Annotated in this window: 3 protein-coding genes (2 of these 3 cut by a window edge); all 3 read left to right on the forward strand. The window is 67.4% G+C overall.

The features are described 5' to 3' along the window. Tightly spaced (each overlapping or abutting the next), the 3 genes in view from OG584_RS34545 to OG584_RS34555 form a layout consistent with a single transcriptional unit that may run on beyond the window. Positions 1-3947: the 3' portion of an amino acid adenylation domain-containing protein gene (locus OG584_RS34545; RefSeq protein ID WP_405783769.1), read on the forward strand. 14548 nt of this gene lie to the left of the window's left edge; 3947 of the gene's 18495 nt are visible here — the last part of the coding sequence; its start codon lies off the left edge, out of view; its stop codon occupies positions 3945-3947. Beyond that, positions 3944-19360: an amino acid adenylation domain-containing protein gene (locus OG584_RS34550; RefSeq protein WP_405783771.1), complete on the forward strand. Its 15417-nt coding sequence runs from the start codon at positions 3944-3946 to the stop codon at positions 19358-19360. The genes OG584_RS34545 and OG584_RS34550 overlap by 4 nt, the downstream gene beginning before the upstream one ends. Further along, a protein-coding gene (locus OG584_RS34555; protein ID WP_405783773.1) for an amino acid adenylation domain-containing protein crosses the window boundary here: on the forward strand, positions 19357-19915 show its 5' portion. Its footprint extends 14180 nt past the window's final position; 559 of the gene's 14739 nt are visible here — the first part of the coding sequence; its start codon is at positions 19357-19359; its stop codon lies beyond the right edge, outside the window. The genes OG584_RS34550 and OG584_RS34555 overlap by 4 nt, the downstream gene beginning before the upstream one ends.

The raw sequence follows: 19915 nt of genomic DNA on the forward strand, positions 1-19915 counted from the left end.
GGCGTGGTGTGTGTGGGGTGGTTGATCCGCTGTTGGGGTCGCGGCGGTTGGATGCGGTGTGTGATGTGGCTTCGTCGGCGGGTCAGTTGGAGGTGCGGTTGCCGGTTGGGGTGTCGCGTCGTCTTCTGGGTGTGGTGCCGGGGGCGTTTCACGGTGAGATCAATGATGTGTTGTTGGCGGGTTTGGCTCGGGCGGTGCGTGGTTGGCGTGGTGATGGTTGTGGTTCGGTGGTGGTGGATGTTGAGGGTCATGGGCGGGAGGAGTTCGCGGGTGTTGATCTGACGCGGACGGTGGGTTGGTTCACGTCGGTGTATCCGGTGTGTCTGGTGCCGGGGGAGGGGGATGTTGTTGCTTCGGTGAAGCGGGTGAAGGAGCAGTTGCGTCGGGTTCCTGACAAGGGTGTCGGGTTCGGTTTGTTGCGTTATCTGAATCCGGAGACCGCGGGTGAGCTTGCGGGTGCGGGGCCGCAGATCGGCTTCAACTACCTCGGGCGGTTCTCCACTGGTGACGGTTCGGCGGTCGGGCAGTCCGGTGTCGATGCCGTGCTTGGGGCGGCTGCGGGTCTGTCGGGTGGTATGGATCCGGGCATGCCGTTGGCGCATGTGGTCGAGGTGAATTCTCTGGTGGAGGATGCTGGGGATGGTCCGGTGTTGCGGGCGGTGTGGTCGTGGGCCGGTGGGGTGTTGGAGCAGGAGCGGGTGGCGCGGCTTGCTCAGGCGTGGTTCGCGGAGCTGACGGCGATCGCGGATGCGGTGAGTGAGGGTGCGGGTGGTCACACGCCTTCCGACTTCCCTCTGGTGGCTCTTACCCAGTACGACGTCGACACTCTGGAGAGCGAGCTCGAGGTCGAGGGTGCTGTTCTCGACGATGTTCTTCCGCTGTCCCCGCTGCAGCAAGGCCTTGCCTTCCACGCCGGATACGACGAGCAGGGCACTGATGTCTACACGGCGCAGTTCGTACTGGAGCTGACTGGTGTGCTGGACGCGGGCCGGCTCCGGGAGGCGACGCAGGGGCTTCTGGACCGTCACGCCAATCTCCGGTCCCGGTTCCGCCAGACAGCTGAGGGGAGCGGATACCAGATCTCTATCGGCAACCTTTCAGTACCGTTCGAGATCGTCGACGTCTCAGCGTCCTCTTCGCCTGAGGATGATGTTCAGGCGTTGGTGGATGCTGAGCGGGGTCGGTCTTTTGATCTGGCGGGTTCGCCGTTGTTGCGGTGGGTGTTGGTGCGGTTGGGGGCTGAGCGGCATCGTCTGGTTTTGACGAATCATCATATTCTGCTTGATGGGTGGTCGATGCCTGTCCTGTTCGGTGAGCTGTTCCAGCTTTACCGGCGGGGGGCTGGTGTGCTTCCTGTGGTGCGTCCGTTCGGTGATTATCTGGCGTGGTTGGCGGGTGCTGACCGGGGTGCGGCGGAGTTGGCGTGGCGTGAGGTGTTGGCGGGTGTGGAGTCGGCGACGCTGGTGGCGCCGGGGTTCGGTCAGGGGCGTACGGAGGTTCCGGAGCGGTTGAGGGCGGAGCTGGGTGCGGGGCTGGTGGGGGAGCTGTCGGGTCTTGCCCGTTCGTGGGGTGTGACGGTGAACACGCTGGTGCAGGTGATGTGGGGTGTTCTGGTCGGTGGGTTGACCGGGCGTGAGGATGTGGTGTTCGGCTCGGTGGTCTCGGGGCGTCCGGCGGAGTTGCCGGGTGTGGAGAGCATGGTGGGGTTGTTCATCAATACGCTCCCGGTGAGGGTCCGGCTGGATGCGGCGGAGACGATCGCTGCGTTGATGGAGCGGGTTCAGCAGGAGCAGGCGGGGCTGCTGGCCCATCATCATCTGGGCCTGACCGAGATCCAGCAGCTCGCGGGCGCGGGGCAGCTCTTCGACACTCTGACCGTCTACGAGAACTACCCGGTCGTGCGGGCTCCGGCTGCCGCGGCCGACGGTGCCGGTGCTCTCGATGTCCGTATCGTCGAGGGTCTGGACGCCACTCACTATCCGCTCGCACTCGCGGTCATCCCGGGCGGTGAGGGGATGCGGCTGCGGCTGGACTACCAGCCGGCCGCGTTCACCACCGAGGAGGCACAGCAGATCCTGGACCGCTACCAGCATCTCCTGCACACCCTGGCCACCACCCCCGACCAGACCCTCGCCCAGCTGGACACCCTCCTGCCCGGCGAACGCGACAAGCTTGCGGGTTGGCACGGGCGTTCGGTGGATGTTGTTGGCCCTGGTTCGATTTCTGGGTTGTTTGCGGAGCAGGTGGTTCGTGCTCCTGACGCGTTGGCGGTGGAGTTCGGGGATGTGTGTTTGACGTATGCGGAGTTGGATGCGCGGGCGAATCAGGTTGCTCACTTCCTGCTCGGTCAGGGGGTGGGTGCTGAGTCGCTGGTCGCGGTGTGGATGGAGCGGTCGATCGAGCTGATCGTGGCGGAACTCGGTATCGCGAAGGCGGGGGCGGCGTATGTGCCGTTGTTCCCGGACTGGTCGCGGGAGTATCGGGAGCGGGTGTGTGGGGTTGCGGGTGTGTCGGTGGTTCTGACGGCTGAGGATGTCGCGGCCACTGTGGCGGGTCCGGTGTCGGATCCGGGCGTGCGAGTGCACCCGGATCAGTTGGCGTATGTGATGTTTACGTCGGGGTCGTCGGGTGTGCCGAAGGGTGTGGGGGTTCGGCAGCGGGATGTGGTGGCGTTGGCGGAGGATGGTGCGTTTGCGGGTGGGGCGCATGGGCGGGTGTTGGTGCATTCGCCGCATTCGTTTGATGCGTCGACGTATGAGGTGTGGGTGCCGTTGTTGAGTGGTGGTCAGGTGGTGGTGGCTCCTGCGGGGCGGGTGGATGCTGGGGAGCTGGCGTCGTTGATTGTGTCGAGTGGGGTTACGGGGTTGTGGTTGACGGCTGGGTTGTTCTCGGTGATGGCTGAGGAGTTCCCGGGGTGTTTTGGTTCGGTAGTGCAGGTGTGGGCTGGTGGTGATGTGGTGCCGGCGGCGGCGGTGCGTCGGGTGCAGTCGGTGTGTCCTGGGTTGGTGGTGGTTAATGGGTATGGGCCGACGGAGGCGACGACGTTTGTTGCGTGTCATCGGATGGATGTGTTGGGTGGGGATGTTTCGGATGTTCCGGTGGGGCGGCCGTTGGATGGGGTGCGGGCGTTTGTGTTGGATGGGGGGTTGCGTTTGGTGCCGCCGGGTACGGTTGGTGAGTTGTATGTAGCGGGTGCTGGTGTGGCTCGGGGGTATGTGGGTCGGTCGGGGTTGACTGCGTCGCGGTTTGTGGCTGATCCGTTCGGTGGTGGTGGGCGGTTGTATCGCACGGGGGATCTGGTGCGGTGGAATGCTGGGGGTGAGCTTGTTTATGTAGGTCGGGCGGATGATCAGGTCAAGGTCCGGGGCTTCCGCATCGAACTCGGCGAGATCGAGAGTGCCCTTGAGGCGCATCCGCAGATCGACCGGGCAGTCGTGGTGGCCCGCCGGTTGCCGGCGGCGGGCAAGCAGCTCGTCGGCTACGCGGTTCCAGCCGCTGCGGACACAGCCCCTACCGGACAGGCCCTGCGCGAATTCATGGCTGAGCGGTTGCCGGAGTACATGATCCCCGCGGCAGTCATGGTCCTGGACGCTTTCCCCCTGACCGTCAACGGCAAAATCGACCGCAAGAACCTCCCGGAGCCCGACTACACCGGCACGGTGTCGACACGGCCGCGTACCGCACAGGAAGAGACGCTCTGCGAACTCTTCGCCGAGGTACTCGGCCTGGAATCGGTCGGCATCGACGACTCCTTCTTCGACCTCGGCGGACATTCCCTGCTCGTCAGCAAACTGGCCGTGCGGATCGCCGGACGCCTCAAATTGCAATTCACCGCCAGGGACATCTTCCAGGCACCAACCGTCACCAAACTTTCCGAACTTCTACCCACTGCACGTCCGGCGCGGCCCAAGTTCCGCCGTATGTCGCGAGAGAGGGGCACATCGTGATCCCGTTGTCGTATGCGCAGCGTCGAATCTGGTTCTTCGACCAGCTCGAAGGACCCAGCGCGGCGTACAACATTGCCGTGTCCCTTCGCCTCACCGGCAAGGTCGACGTGTCGGCGCTGAAGGCCGCTCTGATGGACGTCGTGGAAAGACACGAGAGTCTGCGTACGGTCATCGCCGTACAGGACGGCGAACCCAGCCAGCGCATTCTGGAGAAGATCCGGCCGGAACTTCACACGGAGCGTGTGACGGAGGACGACCTTTCCAGCGCGACCCGCCGAGCCGCGGCCTACTGCTTCAAACTGGCCGAGGAAATCCCCGTCCGTGTTTCGCTGTTCGGCATCAGCCAGGAAAGCCATGTACTGGTGCTTGTACTCCATCACATAGCCGCGGACGGCTGGTCGATGGCGCCACTCCTCAAGGACCTCTCGACTGCCTACGCGGCACGCCACCAGGAGATGGCCCCCGCGTTCGACGAGCTGCCCGGACAGTACGCCGACTTCGCCGTGTGGCAGCGCGAGGTACTGGGGTCCGAAAGCGATCCTGAGAGCGTGGCCAGTGAGCAACTGGCCTACTGGCGCCAGGCATTGGCAGGGGCACCGGCCGAACTGGCGCTGCCCTTCGACTACCCGCGGCCTGCCGTGGCCTCGTACCGGGGCGCGAGTGTGCCGTTCTCCGTTGACGCCGATGCGCACCGGGCGCTGCTGGAGTTGGCACGCGAGCGGGGAGTGACCCTGTTCATGGTGCTGCATGCCGCGCTCGTGGTGCTGCTCTCCCGACTGGGGGCGGGCGAGGACGTGCCCGTCGGAGCGCCCGTGGCAGGTCGTTCGGACGAAGGGTTGGATGATCTGGTCGGGTTCTTCGTGAACACAGTGGTGCTGCGTACGGACATATCGGGTAATCCGTCGTTCGTAGAGTTGCTGGACCGGGTGCGGGAGGTGCACCTGGGGGCCCATGCGCACGCCGACATTCCGTTCGACCGGCTGGTGGATGCGCTGGGAGCGGAGCGCTCCGCTGCCCGGCAGGCGCTTTTTCAGGTCATGATGGTCCTTCAGAACAACGTGCGGGGACGGTTGGAGCTGCCGGAGCTCGACGTCGCGGTGGAACCGGTCGAGCTGGGTACCGCGAAGTTCGACCTCACCCTGCAGCTGGCCGAGGAATCCGACCCGGACGGCAACCCCAGCGGGCTGAGCGGTGCGCTGGAATTCGCCGTCGACATCTTTGGCAACGAGACAGTACAGACCCTTGTCCGCCGCTTCGGGCAGCTGCTGTCAGCACTCGCAGTGGACGCATCGGTGCGTGTGGACGAGCTGGACATACTGCTGCCGGGTGAGCGTGACGAACTGACCACGTGGAACGACAGCGGCCGCGCGGACCAGAGTCGTTCGCTGGCCGGCCTGTTCGGAGACTGGGTGCGCAGGACTCCTGACGCGCCGGCGGTGGTGTTCGGTGGAGAGCGCTGGACGTTCGCCGAGGTCGACGCGCGAGCAGGCCGCTTCGCCCGCTGGCTGGCGGCGCGGAAGGTACGAGCCGATGACGTTGTCGGGCTGCGGCTCGGCCGCTCGGTCGAGCTGATCGTGGCCGTCCTGGCCGTGTCCCGCCTCGGCGCTGCCTGGCTGCCGATCGATCCCACCTATCCAGAACAGCGCGTGCGGCACATGCTGGATCAGGCCGAACCGACGCTTGTGATCGATGCCGCAATGATGGCGGGGGCTGAAGGCGAACCGGTTGCGCCGGAGCCACTGCCGACAGCCGCCCCCGCGCCCGACAGCCTGGCGTACGTGATCTTTACTTCGGGATCCTCCGGGATTCCCAAGGGAGTCGCCGTGACCCATGCGGGCGTAGAAGCGCTTGCGGTGTCGATGGCGGAGCGATTCGACCTCGACCGGAACAGCCGGGTACTGCAGTTGGCCTCGCCCGGCTTCGACGCGTCGGTGATGGAACTGCTCATGGCGTGGGGCTCGGGAGCCGCCCTCGTCGTGGCGCCGTCCGGTGTGGTGGTGGGAGACGAACTGGCCGCGGTCCTGAGAGCCGGGAATGTGACACACGCCCTGGTTCCGCCGGCCGTGCTGGCCACAGTGCCTCCTCTGCCGGAGAGCGTGCTGTCCGCACCGGTGGTCGGCGCGGAGGCATGCCCACCGGAGCTAGTGGCGCAGTGGGCGCCCGGACGCCGGATGGTCAACGCCTACGGCCCGACCGAAGTGACGATCGCGGCAACCCTCAGTGAACCGCTCACCACCAACGGGCAGGCCCCGCCGATCGGCCGCCCCGTCGCGGGAACCAAGGTGTATGTCCTGGACGCGGGGTTGCGTCCCGTGCCTCCCGGCGTGAGCGGTGAGGTATACGTGGCGGGTGCCGGCCTCGCCCGGGGCTATCTGCGTCAGACCGCGCTGACCGCGTCGCGCTTCGTCGCCAGCCCCTTCAGCGTAGGGAAGCGGCTGTACCGGACCGGAGATCTGGCTCGCTGGGGCCACGACGGCCAGCTGGTGTACGCAGGCCGGGCGGATGACCAGGTCAAGGTCCGCGGGTTCCGCATCGAACTCGGCGAAATCGAGGCCGCGCTGACCGCGCACCCCGGGATCGCGCGGAGCGTGGTGATCGCACGCGAGACGGCTGCAGGGAACAGGCAACTGGTCGGTTACGCAGTGCCTGCCGACCCGGGCGCTGCCCCCGAGTCACGAATGCTGCGGGAGTTCGTGGCTGAGCGGCTGCCGGAGTACATGATCCCCGCGGCGGTCGTGCTGCTCGATACGCTCCCCCTGAACACGAGCGGCAAGGTCGACCGCAAGGCGCTTCCGGAGCCGCAGTACGGCAGTAGTGCGTCGGCACGGCCGCGCACCGACCAGGAAGAGATGCTCTGTGGTCTCTTCGCTGGTGTTCTGGGCCTTGATTCGGTGGGCGTGGATGAGTCGTTCTTCGATCTGGGCGGGGATTCGATCGTCGCGATTCAGCTGGTGGCGCGGGCGCGTGCTGCTGGTGTGATGTTCTCGGCGCGGGATGTGTTCCGGTGGCGGACGGTTGAGGCGCTGGCCGCTGTGGCGGGAACCGCCGAGTCGAACGGCGTCGAAGCCGAGGCCGCGGGTGAGGCCGTGGGCGACGTTCCCGCAACGCCCGTTGTCGCGCTGTTCGCCGAACGGAAGGGCCTGCTCAAGGGCTTCTTCCAGTCGATGGGTGTGCCGGTTCCGGTGGGTGCGGGGCTGGGGCATGTTGTGGATGCGGTGCGGGCGGTCGTGGATCGGCATGATGTGCTGCGGATGCGGGCGGAGCTGTCGGATGGGGGGCAGTGGAGTCTGTCGGTGCCGGCGGTGGGTGGGGTGCCGGGTGATCTGGTGTGTCGGGTTGATGTGCGTGGTCTGTCGGATGGGGCGTTGCGGGATGTGGTGACGTCGGAGCGTCGTGGTGCGCAGGGTCGGTTGTGTCCTGCGGGTGGTGTGATGGTGCAGGGGGTGTGGTTCGACCGGGGTCCTGGTGTTGAGGGTGTGCTGCTTCTTGTGGTGCATCACTTGGTGGTGGATGGGGTGTCGTGGCGGATTCTGGTGCCGGATGTGCGTGTGGCGCTGGAGTCGTTGGTGGCGGGTCGTGTGCCGGAGTTGGGTGGGGTGGCGACGTCGTTCCGTCGGTGGGCGCGTTTGCTGGTTGGTGAGTCGCGTGAGCGTGTGGGTGAGCTTGGTTTCTGGCGTGGTGTGTGTGGGGTGGTTGATCCGCTGTTGGGGTCGCGGCGGTTGGATGCGGTGTGTGATGTGGCTTCGTCGGCGGGTCAGTTGGAGGTGCGGTTGCCGGTTGGGGTGTCGCGTCGTCTTCTGGGTGTGGTGCCGGGGGCGTTTCACGGTGAGATCAATGATGTGTTGTTGGCGGGTTTGGCTCGGGCGGTGCGTGGTTGGCGTGGTGATGGTTGTGGTTCGGTGGTGGTGGATGTTGAGGGTCATGGGCGGGAGGAGTTCGCGGGTGTTGATCTGACGCGGACGGTGGGTTGGTTCACGTCGGTGTATCCGGTGTGTCTGGTGCCGGGGGAGGGGGATGTTGTTGCTTCGGTGAAGCGGGTGAAGGAGCAGTTGCGTCGGGTTCCTGACAAGGGTGTCGGGTTCGGTTTGTTGCGTTATCTGAATCCGGAGACCGCGGGTGAGCTTGCGGGTGCGGGGCCGCAGATCGGCTTCAACTACCTCGGGCGGTTCTCCACTGGTGACGGTTCGGCGGTCGGGCAGTCCGGTGTCGATGCCGTGCTTGGGGCGGCTGCGGGTCTGTCGGGTGGTATGGATCCGGGCATGCCGTTGGCGCATGTGGTCGAGGTGAATTCTCTGGTGGAGGATGCTGGGGATGGTCCGGTGTTGCGGGCGGTGTGGTCGTGGGCCGGTGGGGTGTTGGAGCAGGAGCGGGTGGCGCGGCTTGCTCAGGCGTGGTTCGCGGAGCTGACGGCGATCGCGGATGCGGTGAGTGAGGGTCGTGCGGGTGGTCACACGCCTTCCGACTTCCCTCTGGTGGCTCTTACCCAGTACGACGTCGACACTCTGGAGAGCGAGCTCGAGGTCGAGGGTGCTGTTCTCGACGATGTTCTTCCGCTGTCCCCGCTGCAGCAAGGCCTTGCCTTCCACGCCGGATACGACTGCGATGAACTCGATGTCTACACCTCCCAACTGACACTCGAACTCACGGGTGTGCTGGACGCGGGCCGGCTCCGGGAGGCGACGCAGGGGCTTCTGGACCGACACGCCAATCTCCGGTCCCGGTTCCGCCAGACACCTGAAGGCCAGTGGGTTCAGGTGGTGCCCGGACGGGTGGAGACGCCGTTTCGTGTTCTGGACGTCTCAGCGTCCTCTTTGCCTGAGGATGATGTTCAGGCGTTGGTGGATGCTGAGCGGGGTCGGTCTTTTGATCTGGCGGGTTCGCCGTTGTTGCGGTGGGTGTTGGTGCGGTTGGGGGCTGAGCGGCATCGTCTGGTTTTGACGAATCATCATATTCTGCTTGATGGGTGGTCGATGCCTGTCCTGTTCGGTGAGCTGTTCCAGCTTTACCGGCGGGGGGCTGGTGTGCTTCCTGTGGTGCGTCCGTTCGGTGATTATCTGGCGTGGTTGGCGGGTGCTGACCGGGGTGCGGCGGAGTTGGCGTGGCGTGAGGTGTTGGCGGGTGTGGAGTCGGCGACGCTGGTGGCGCCGGGGTTCGGTCAGGGGCGTACGGAGGTTCCGGAGCGGTTGAGGGCGGAGCTGGGTGCGGGGCTGGTGGGGGAGCTGTCGGGTCTTGCCCGTTCGTGGGGTGTGACGGTGAACACGCTGGTGCAGGTGATGTGGGGTGTTCTGGTCGGTGGGTTGACCGGGCGTGAGGATGTGGTGTTCGGCTCGGTGGTCTCGGGGCGTCCGGCGGAGTTGCCGGGTGTGGAGAGCATGGTGGGTTTGTTCATCAATACGCTCCCGGTGAGGGTCCGGCTGGATGCGGCGGAGACGATCGCTGCGTTGATGGAGCGGGTTCAGCAGGAGCAGGCGGGGCTGCTGGCCCATCATCATCTGGGCCTGACCGAGATCCAGCAGCTCGCGGGCGCGGGGCAGCTCTTCGACACTCTGACCGTCTACGAGAACTACCCGGTCGTGCGGGCTCCGGCTGCCGCGGCCGACGGTGCCGGTGCTCTCGATGTCCGTATCGTCGAGGGTCTGGACGCCACTCACTATCCGCTCGCACTCGCGGTCATCCCGGGCGGTGAGGGGATGCGGCTGCGGCTGGACTACCAGCCGGCCGCGTTCACCATCGAGGAGGCACAGCAGATCCTGGACCGCTACCAGCATCTCCTGCACACCCTGGCCACCACCCCCGACCAGACCCTCGCCCAGCTGGACACCCTCCTGCCCGGCGAACGCGACACCCTCAACGACTGGAACAGCACCGCCACAGAAATACCCACCACCACACTCCCCGAACTGTTCGCGGCGCAGGTCGTCCGTTCCCCTGACGCCCCGGCGGTGGAGTTCGGGAATGTGCGGCTGACGTATGCCGAGCTGGATGCGCGGGCGAATCAGGTTGCTCACTTCCTGCTCAGCCAGGGTGCGGGCGCTGAGTCGCTGGTCGCGGTGTGGATGGAGCGGTCGATCGAGCTGATCGTGGCGGAACTCGGTATCGCGAAGGCGGGGGCGGCGTATGTGCCGTTGTTCCCGGACTGGTCGCGGGAGCACCGCGAGCGGCTGTGTGCGGGCGCTGGGGTATCGGTGGTCCTGACAGCTGAGGACGTCGCGGCCACTGTGGCGGGTCCGGTGTCGGATCCGGGCGTGCGAGTGCACCCGGATCAATTGGCGTACGTGATGTTCACGTCCGGCTCAACAGGTGAGCCCAAGGGAGTGCCCTCATCACACCGGGACGCGACGGAACTCATCTTCGACAAGGGCTTCACCGACCGTGCGGCTCAGCGCGTCCTGATGCACTCCCCGCACTCCTTCGACTCATCGACGTACGAGGTGTGGGTGCCGCTCTTCAACGGAGGGCACATTCTGATCGCCCCGCCGGGCCGCGTCGACTCTCAGGAACTGGCTGAACTCATCAGCTCCAGCAAGGTCACCGGCCTGTTTCTCACGGCCGGCCTCTTCGCCGTCATGGCCGAAGAGCACCCGGACTGCTTCGCCGCCGTCATCGAAGTGCGGCCCGGCGGTGATGTCGTGTCGCCCGCCGCCGTGCGGCGCGTGCAACAAGCCTGCCCGAACACACAGGTCGTGGTGATGTACGGCCCCACCGAGGTCACCGTGTTCGCCACCTACAACCGCATCGGCCCGGTGCCTGAGGACGCAACCGAAGTACCGATCGGCCGCCCGCTGGACAACATGCGTCTGTACGTCCTGGACACGGGAATGCATCTCGTAGCGCCGGGCCTCGTCGGTGAGCTGTACGTAGCCGGATCCGGAGTCGTACGCGGCTATCTGAACCAGGCCGCCCTGACCGCGGGCCGGTTCGTTGCCAGCCCCTTCGGAAACGGCGAACGTCTCTACCGCACCGGCGACCTCGTCCGGTGGAATGAGCACGGCCAGATCATGTTCGTCGGCCGCGTGGACGAGCAGGTCAAGGTGCGCGGATTCCGCGTCGAACTCGGTGAGATCGGCGCAACACTGACCGGCCACCCCGACATCGCCCAGGCGATCGTGGTGGCTCGTGAGATACCAGGAGTCGGCCAGGGCAAGCAGCTGGTCGGCTACGCCGCACCCACCCCCGCAGCCGCAGAGACGCCCCCCGATCCGACAGCGCTGCGGAAGTTCCTGGCCGACCGGCTGCCCGAGTACATGGTCCCGGCCGTAGTCACGGTGCTCGACGCCCTGCCTCTCACCCCCATCGGAAAGGTCGACCGCAAGGCTCTGCCGCAGCCGGCGTTCACCGCCGGCGAGACCAGGGCGCCCGGAACCCCGCATGAAGAGGTCCTGTGCGGACTGTTCGCGGAGATCCTCGGCCTGGAATCGGTCGGCATCGACGACTCGTTCTTCGACCTCGGCGGCCATTCGCTCCTCGCGACCCGCCTCGTATCGCGGATGCGGGCAGTCCTGACCGCCGAGGTCACGGTGCGAAGCGTGTTCGAAGCCCCCACCGTGGCGGCTCTCGCGGCGCGTCTGGTGGTGGCCGACGAAGCACGCCCGCCGCTGCAGGCACTGCCCCGGCCGGAGCGGCTGCCCCTGTCGTACGCCCAGCGTCGCCTCTGGTTCCTCGACCAGTTCGAGGGCCCCAGCGCCACGTACAACATCACGATCGCGCTGCGGCTGCACGGTGCCGCGGACGTGCGGGCCCTGCAAGGGGCGGTGGCCGACATCGTGGCCCGGCACGAGAGCCTGCGGACGTCCGTGCTGACGGATACGGGCGGAATCCCCCACCAGTACATCCGGGCAGCGAACGAGGCGATACCCGACCTGGAACTGGTCGAGGTGGAGCCCGCCGACATCCCGGAGCGAGTCGCACGGGCGGCGGCTCACTCGTTCGACCTCGCCTCCCAGATCCCCCTGCGAGCCACCCTTTTCATGGTCGCGCCCGACGAACATGTGCTCGTGCTCGTCGTGCACCACATCGCCGGCGACGGTGAGTCGATGGCGCCCCTGTCACGTGATCTGGTGGCTGCCTACCGGGCACGTCTGGAGGGCGTCGCGCCTCGGTGGGAGCCCTTGACGGTCCAGTACGCCGACTACGCCCTGTGGCAGGAAACCCTGCTCGGCGACGTGCACGACCCGCACAGCCGTCTCTCCGAACAGCTGGCCTACTGGAAGACGCAGCTGTCGGGCGTCCCGCAGCCCCTGCAGCTGCCGACGGACCGGCCGCGCCCGTCCGTGGCGAGCCATCGTGGTGATCGCGTCGAGTTCGTGATCGAGCCGGATCTCTACGCATCCCTGGAGAGCCTGGCGCGCCGTGAGAACGCGACGGTGTCGATGGTGCTCCAGGGAGCACTGGCGGTGCTGTTGCACCGGCTCGGCGGCGGCGAGGACATCGCCATCGGCTCGCCGATCGCCGGCCGGACAGACCAGGCGCTCAGCGGCCTGGTCGGCTTCTTCGTCAACACATGGGTACTGCGCACCGATCTTTCCGGGGAACCCGCTTTCCGCGACGTCGTGGCCAGGGTCCGGGACAGGGCCCTCACGGCGTACGACAACCAGGACGTGCCGTTCGAACGGCTGGTGGAGTTGCTCAATCCTGAGCGTTCAACCGCCTACCACCCGTTCTTCCAGACCATGTTCATCTGGCAGAACGTCAGCAGACCCGACTTCGAGCTGGATGGCCTGAGGGTGGGCTACGAGCCGGTGGCCGTCGACTCCGCGAAATTCGACCTGACCTTCGGGATGGGCGAGTCGACCGGGCCGGACGGGCGCCGGGTGCTCGGCAGCGTCGAATACGCAGTCGATCTCTTCGACCGCACTACAGCCGAGGCACTCACAGCCTGGTTCGTGCGCACCGTGCACGAAGTGGTGACCCGCCCACTCGCCCCGATTGCAGAGGTCTCGCTGCTTCAGGAGGCCGAACGCCGCCAGCTCACGGCCGCGCCGAGCACCGTCCCGGTCACCGGCACGGTCGTCTCCCGCTTCCAGCGGCAGGCCCGGAACTCGCCGGACGCACCCGCCGTCTCGTTCGGTTCCTCGGTCCTCTCCTACCGCCAGCTCGACGAACGGTCCAACCAGCTGGCCCGACTGCTACGGGAGCGTGGCGCGGAAGCGGAGCGGTTCGTGGCGCTGAGCATGCCGCGGACGCACGAGCTGGCGGTAGCGATCCTTGGCATCCTGAAGTCGGGAGCGGCGTACGTACCGGTCGACCCCTCCTACCCTGCCGACCGCATCGCGTACATGCGCGAAGACTCCCGGCCGGTCACCACCGTCACCCCCGATGTCCTTGCCGAAAGCCTGACCTATTCGGCCGCCCACCTCGACGTGGTCGTCTCGCCGGGGCAGCCTGCCTACGTCATCTACACGTCCGGCTCCACCGGAAGGCCCAAGGGCGTCGTCGTCGACCACGCCAACGTGATGCGTCTGATGGACGCAACCGACGGCTGGTTCGGCTTCGGACCCAGCGACGTGTGGACGCTGTTCCACTCGTACGCCTTCGACTTCTCGGTGTGGGAACTGTGGGGAGCGCTGCTCCACGGAGGCCGCGTGGTCGTCGTGTCCTACGAGACCAGCCGCAATCCGCACGACTTCCTCGCCCTGCTCGCCGACGAGCACGTCACCGTGCTCAGCCAGACTCCGTCGGCGTTCTACCAGCTCATGGCCGCGGACGTGGAGGCGCCCGCCGTGGGCGACCGGCTCGCGCTGCGCCACGTGGTGTTCGGCGGCGAGGCACTCGACCCGGGACGCCTGGCACCGTGGTACGCGCGGCACGCCGAAGACGCACCGGTCCTGGTGAACATGTACGGAACGACCGAGACCACGGTGCACATCACCTACGTCGCGTTCGACGCGGCCACGGCTGCCTCCGCTCCGGGGTCGGTGGTCGGCGTGCCGATTCCCGACCTGGCTGTCTACGTCCTGGACGACAGGCTCAGGCCGCAGCCGCCCGGTGTCCCGGGCGACCTGTACGTGACGGGAGCCGGACTGTCGCGCGGCTACCTGAACCGGCCTGGCCTGACCGGGAGCCGCTTCGTAGCCAACCCCCACGGCGCCGCCGGCGCACGGATGTACCGCACCGGTGACATCGGCCGCCTGCTCGCCGACGGACGCCTGGAGCACCTGGGCCGCAGCGACGACCAGGTGCAGCTGAGAGGCTTCCGGATCGAGCCGGGAGAGATCGAGGCCGCCCTGCTGGCCGATCCGTCGGTGGCTCAGGCCGCGGTGGTCGTGCGTGAGGGACGTGGCGGGGGAGGACAGCAGCTGATCGCCTACCTGGTCGGTGCGGACCGCGACCTCGAACTGGACGTGGTGCGGACATCTGTGAGTGGCCGGCTCCCCGCCTATATGGTCCCGGCCGCGTTCATGCGGCTGGAACAGCTGCCTCTGACTGCGAACGGAAAGCTCGACCGGGCCGCACTGCCCGAGCCGGAGGTCACCTTCGGCCGCACCTACAGCGCCCCGCGCACGGCCCTCGAGGAACTGCTGTGCTCTGTCTATGCCGATGTACTCGGTGTGGAACGCGTCGGTGTAGATGACGACTTCTTCACCGTCGGCGGAGACAGCATCCGCTCCATTCAGGTAGTCGCCCGTGCCCGCACAGCGGGACTGGAGATCAGCCCCCGAGAAGTGTTCGAACACCGGACCGTCGCCGGCCTGGCCTGCCTCGCGGAGGGCCGGCAGGACCTGACCACGACGCCGGCGCTGGCCGAGCTGGAGGGCGGAGGAGCGGGCTGGTCGCCGCTGCCGCCGATCGGCCGGTATCTCCTGGAACTGGGCGGTGGTTACGGCCGGTTCCAGCAATCGATGGTTCTGACACTGCCCGAAGAAGTCGCGGCGGGCACCCTGGCCGCAACCGTGCAGGGCGTGCTCGACGCACATGACGTGCTGCGCTCGCGCCTGGTGGCCGGGGACGAAGCAGGTCTGGAGATCGGCACGCCGGGTTCGGTGCCGGCCGAATCCGTCATCCACCGCGTCGAGTGCGACGGGCGCTGGGAGAGCGACGCATGGCGGGAGCTGCTGACCCGCGAACTCGACGCTGCGGCGGGCCGCCTCGACCCGGCATCGGGCGTCATGACGCAGTTCGTCCGGTTCACGCCCGCCGACGGCGGCGCCGGCCGCTTGCTCGTGGTCCTTCACCACCTCGTCGTGGACGGCGTGTCCTGGCGCATCCTGCTGCCCGACCTCGCCGCCGCCTGGGAACAGGTCCGGGCCGGCCGCCCCCCGGTGCTGCCTGCGGTCGGCACCTCGGCCCGCAGATGGGCGCACGCGCTCGTCGAAGAAGCGACGCGCACCGAACGTGTGGCCGAACTCCCCTACTGGCGAACGCTCCTGGACGGCTCCGACCCGCTGCTCGGCACACGCGCGGTGGACCCCGCAGTCGACACGATGACCACCGTGGAGAGGGTGCACGTCGCGGTACCCGCCGAGGTGACGCAGACACTCCTCACCACACTGCCGGCCGCCTTCCACGGTGGAGTCGACGACGGACTGCTGACCGCCCTGGCACTCGCCCTCGCCCAGTGGCGCTCCCGGCGCGGCATCACGGAAACCTCGGCACTGATCCGGCTCGAGGGACACGGCCGTGAGGAGGAACTGGTACCGGGCGCCGACCTGGCGCGCACCGTGGGATGGTTCACCAGCATGTACCCGGTCCGCCTCGACATCGCGGGCTGTGACCTGACCGAGGCCCTCGCCGGCGGTGCGGCAGCAGGTCGCGCGGTCAAGGCGGTAAAGGAACAACTGCGGTCCGTACCCGACAAGGGCATGGGCTTCGGGCTGCTACGCCATCTCAACGTGGCGACGGCACAGCAACTGGCCGGATACGGCACGGGGCAGATCGGTTTCAACTACCTCGGCCGGTTCTCCTCCGCCGACATGCCGGAGGCCCTGCGCGGGCTCGGCTGGGCTCAGGCACCAGAAGGCGGCGCGATCGCCGGCCTCGACGCCGATATGCCAGTGATGAGCGCTCTCGACATCAACGCAGTCGTCACCGAAGGCACGGCCGGAGCACAGCTCGGCGCCGTATTCTCCTTCCCCGCCGGCCTCCTCGGCTCCCACGACGTCCACGAACTCGCGAGCCTGTGGGTCGACGCACTCCGCGCGCTGGCCCACCACGTCCGCACCGATCCGGCAGCCGGCGGGTTCACCCCCTCCGACCTGCCGCTGGTCGAAGCGAGCCAGACAGACATCGACACGTGGCACGCCGAATACCGCGGCCTTGCCGACGTATGGCCGCTGACACCACTGCAGTCCGGCCTGCTCTTCCACGCGGAACTCGCTACGGCCGGCTTCGACGACTACAACATGCAGTTCGCATTCCAGCTCACCGGACCGGTCGATGCCACCCGCCTCCGGGCGGCCGGACAAGCACTCCTCGACCGCTACCCCAACCTGCGCGTCGCGTTCGCCCAGGACTCCACCGGCGGACAGGTCCAGCTCGTCGTCGACGACGCAGAACTGCCCTGGCAGGAAATCGACCTTCAGCACCTCGACTCGCAGCATGACCGCGAACGGGCGTACGAGGAGTTGCTCGACCAGGACCTGCGCACCAACTTCGACCCCGCCCGCCCGCCTCTGCTGCGCATGACTCTCGTCAGGACCGGCGATGCTCGCTCCGAGCTCATCTTCACCGCTCACCACGTCCTCTTCGACGGCTGGTCCCTGCCCGTACTGATCCAGGATCTGCTGCGGCTCTATGCCGGCCACGCGGACCCGGGACTCCTGCCCCGGGCACGCGGTTTCCGGGATTTCCTGTCCTGGCTCTCCGGGCAGGACCAGGAACTCTCCGCACGTGCATGGGGGCGTGAGCTGGACGGAGTGATCGAACCCACCCTGCTTGCCGCGGTGCTGCCCCGGGGGACCGGTCCGTCAGGCGTCGAGCAGGCAGAGGTGCCCCTTCAGGCCGAAGACGCCCAGGCACTCGCCCGCTGCGCGGCTGAACTCGGCGTCACCCTCAACACACTTGTCCAGGGCGCATGGGGACTCCTTCTCGCAGGAATGAGCGGTCGGCAGGACGTCGTATTCGGAGCAACGGTCTCCGGCCGTCCGCCCGCACTGGACGGCATCGACTCCATGGTCGGCCTGTTCATCAACACACTGCCCGTGCGCGTGAGGTACACGCCGGGAGACACCCTCGCCGATGTCCTGACCGGACTGCAGGGACGGCAGGCCGCGCTGCTGGACCACCACCATCACGGACTCACCGAAATACATCAGGGCACCGGACTGAACGTCCTGTTCGACACCATGATCGCCTTCGAGTCGTTCCCGGTGGACCAGGCCGGACTCAGCGGTGCCAACAGCGGCACGGATATCGCGATCACTGGGACACGTCCCTACGCCGCCACCCACTACCCGCTCACCGTGATCGCCGCGGCCGATCCCCTGCTGAGGCTGACGCTGCACTACCAGCGTGACGCCCTCAGCGGATCGGCGGTCCGGGTGCTTGCCGACCGGCTCGCCCGGATCCTTCGCCAGATCGCAGCCGGACCGCAACAGCGCGTGGCACAGGTGGAGCTGCTCACATCGGACGAGCGCCGGCGGGCCCTGGCCGACGTGAGCGAGGGCACGCAGCTCAGCCCCACGACCGTCCCCGCAGCCGTCGAGCGGCAGGCAGCCCTGACCCCGGATGCCACAGCCCTCGTCTGCGCAGACACCACCCTGACGTACGCGGAACTCGATGGCCGGGCCACCCTGGCCGCCGATGAACTTGTCCGGCGAGGCGTCGGTCCCGAGACCGTGGTCGCGGTCGCGCTGCCCCGGACCCCGAATCTGGTAGTGGCTCTGCTGGCCGTACTCAAAGCCGGCGGCGCATACCTGCCCATCGACCCCGCGTACCCCAGCAGTCGCCTGGAGTACGTCCTGACGCACGCCCAGCCCCGCCTGCTGCTCACCGACACCGCAACCGACCCGGCGCTGCCGCCCGGCCCGGTCGAGCGCCTGTACTTCACCGATCTCGAGAAGGCCACGGATGCCGGAGCCTGCGAACCGAGCGACTCGCAGTGGCGCAGCGCGCTGCGCCCGGAACACGCCGCCTACGTGATGTACACCTCCGGCTCGACGGGCGCCCCCAAGGGCGTCACGATCACTCACGGCAACATCACCAACGGCATCTCGCACCTGGCCGAGATCATCGGCGCGGCCCCAGGACTGCGCATGCTCGCCAGCACGTCGGTGAACTTCGACGTCTCGGTCTTCGAGATCTTCACTGCCCTCACTACGGGCGCAACGCTCGACCTGGTCCGCGACGCGCTGGTCATCGGGGAGCGAGAAGGCTGGAGCGGCGACATCGCCGGCACGGTTCCCTCGGTGCTGGCCGAACTCCTCGAACAGAACCCGGATCGCATACCGGCCGACACCCTCGTCTTCGCCGGCGAGGCGCTCCCGGGCGATCTGGTGCGCCGTATCCGCCGGGCACGGCCCGAGACCCGCGTCGTGAACGGCTACGGCCAGAGCGAGACGTTCTACGCCACAGCTTTCTCCCTGCCCGCAGGACAGCCGTGGACGGGGGCCGGCAGTGTTCCCATCGGCACACCGCTCGGAGGAGTCCGCACCTACATCCTCGGACCCGGCCTGGCCCTGGCCCCGCCCGGCTCCGTGGGCGAGCTGTACGTCGCCGGCGCCTCCATGGGCCGCGGCTACCACGCGCAGCCCGCGCTGACGGCCGACAGATTCGTCGCCGACCCGCACGGGGCACCCGGCACCCGGATGTACCGCACAGGTGACCTGGCACGGTGGAACACCGAAGGACAGCTGGAATACGCGGGCCGCACCGACCACCAGGTGAAGGTGCGCGGCTTCAGGATCGAACCGGTCGAGATCGAAGCCGCGCTGACCGCCGCTCCCGACGTCGGTCGCGCTGCGGTCACCGCAGCCACAACGCCGGACGGCGCCACCCGGCTGGTGGCCTACGTGACCCCGGCCACGGGCGGCAACGCGCCGGCCGTCGACAAGCTGCGGACTCACGTGGCCGACCGGCTGCCCGAGTACATGGTGCCCAGTGCCTTCGTCGTCCTGGAGCGCTTCCCGCTGACCCCCAACGGAAAGCTCGACCGCGCAGCTCTGCCGGAACCGGAACTCACCACCGCAGCTTCCCGTCCGCCTCGAACGCCGCAGGAGGAGTCGCTCTGCGAACTGTTCGCCGAAGTCCTCGGCCTCGAAAAGGTCGGCATCGATGACTCCTTCTTCGACCTCGGCGGCCACTCCCTCCTGGCGACCCGGCTCGCCCGCAAGATCCTGGTCCGGCTCGAGGTCGAGATCCCGATCCGTTCCCTCTTTGAATTTCCCACCGTTTCCGATCTGTCAGCGAACTGGCAGAGCATGAACAGGTCCAGCAGGCCTCGGCTGCGCCGGATGACTCAAGGAGCAGATTCCAAGTGATTCCCCTGTCCTTCGCGCAGCGCCGCCTCTGGTTCCTCGACCAGCTGGAAGGCCCCAGCAGCACCTACAACATCTCCATGGCCCTGCGCCTCACCGGCGACCTGGACATCCAGGCAATGCGGTCGGCCCTGCTGGATGTCATCGGCCGGCACGACAGCCTGCGCACCCTGATCAAGAGCGATGCATCGGGAACTCCGTATCAGGAAGTACTGGCTCCCACCGCCGGCGATTTCCAGTTCACCGTGATTCCCGCGGCGGAGGACGGGGGCGGGCAGACCGCGGCGGACTTCACAGCACACACCTTCGACCTGGCAGCGCAGATACCCATACGCGCAGCCGTGATCCGCCGCGGCCCCCAGGAACACCTCCTGGTCATCGTCGTGCACCACATCGCTGCTGACGGCGAATCGATGGCGCCGCTGGTCAAGGATCTCGTGACCGCGTACACCGCCCGCACGTCCGGGCAAGCCCCGGCCTGGGAAGAGCTGCCCGTGCAATACGGCGACTACACACTGTGGCAGCAGGAGCTGCTGGGATCGGAGGACGACCCGCACA

The organism is Streptomyces sp. NBC_00859 (assembly GCF_045161865.1).
In the GTDB taxonomy this organism is placed as follows: Bacteria; Actinomycetota; Actinomycetes; order Streptomycetales; family Streptomycetaceae; genus Streptomyces.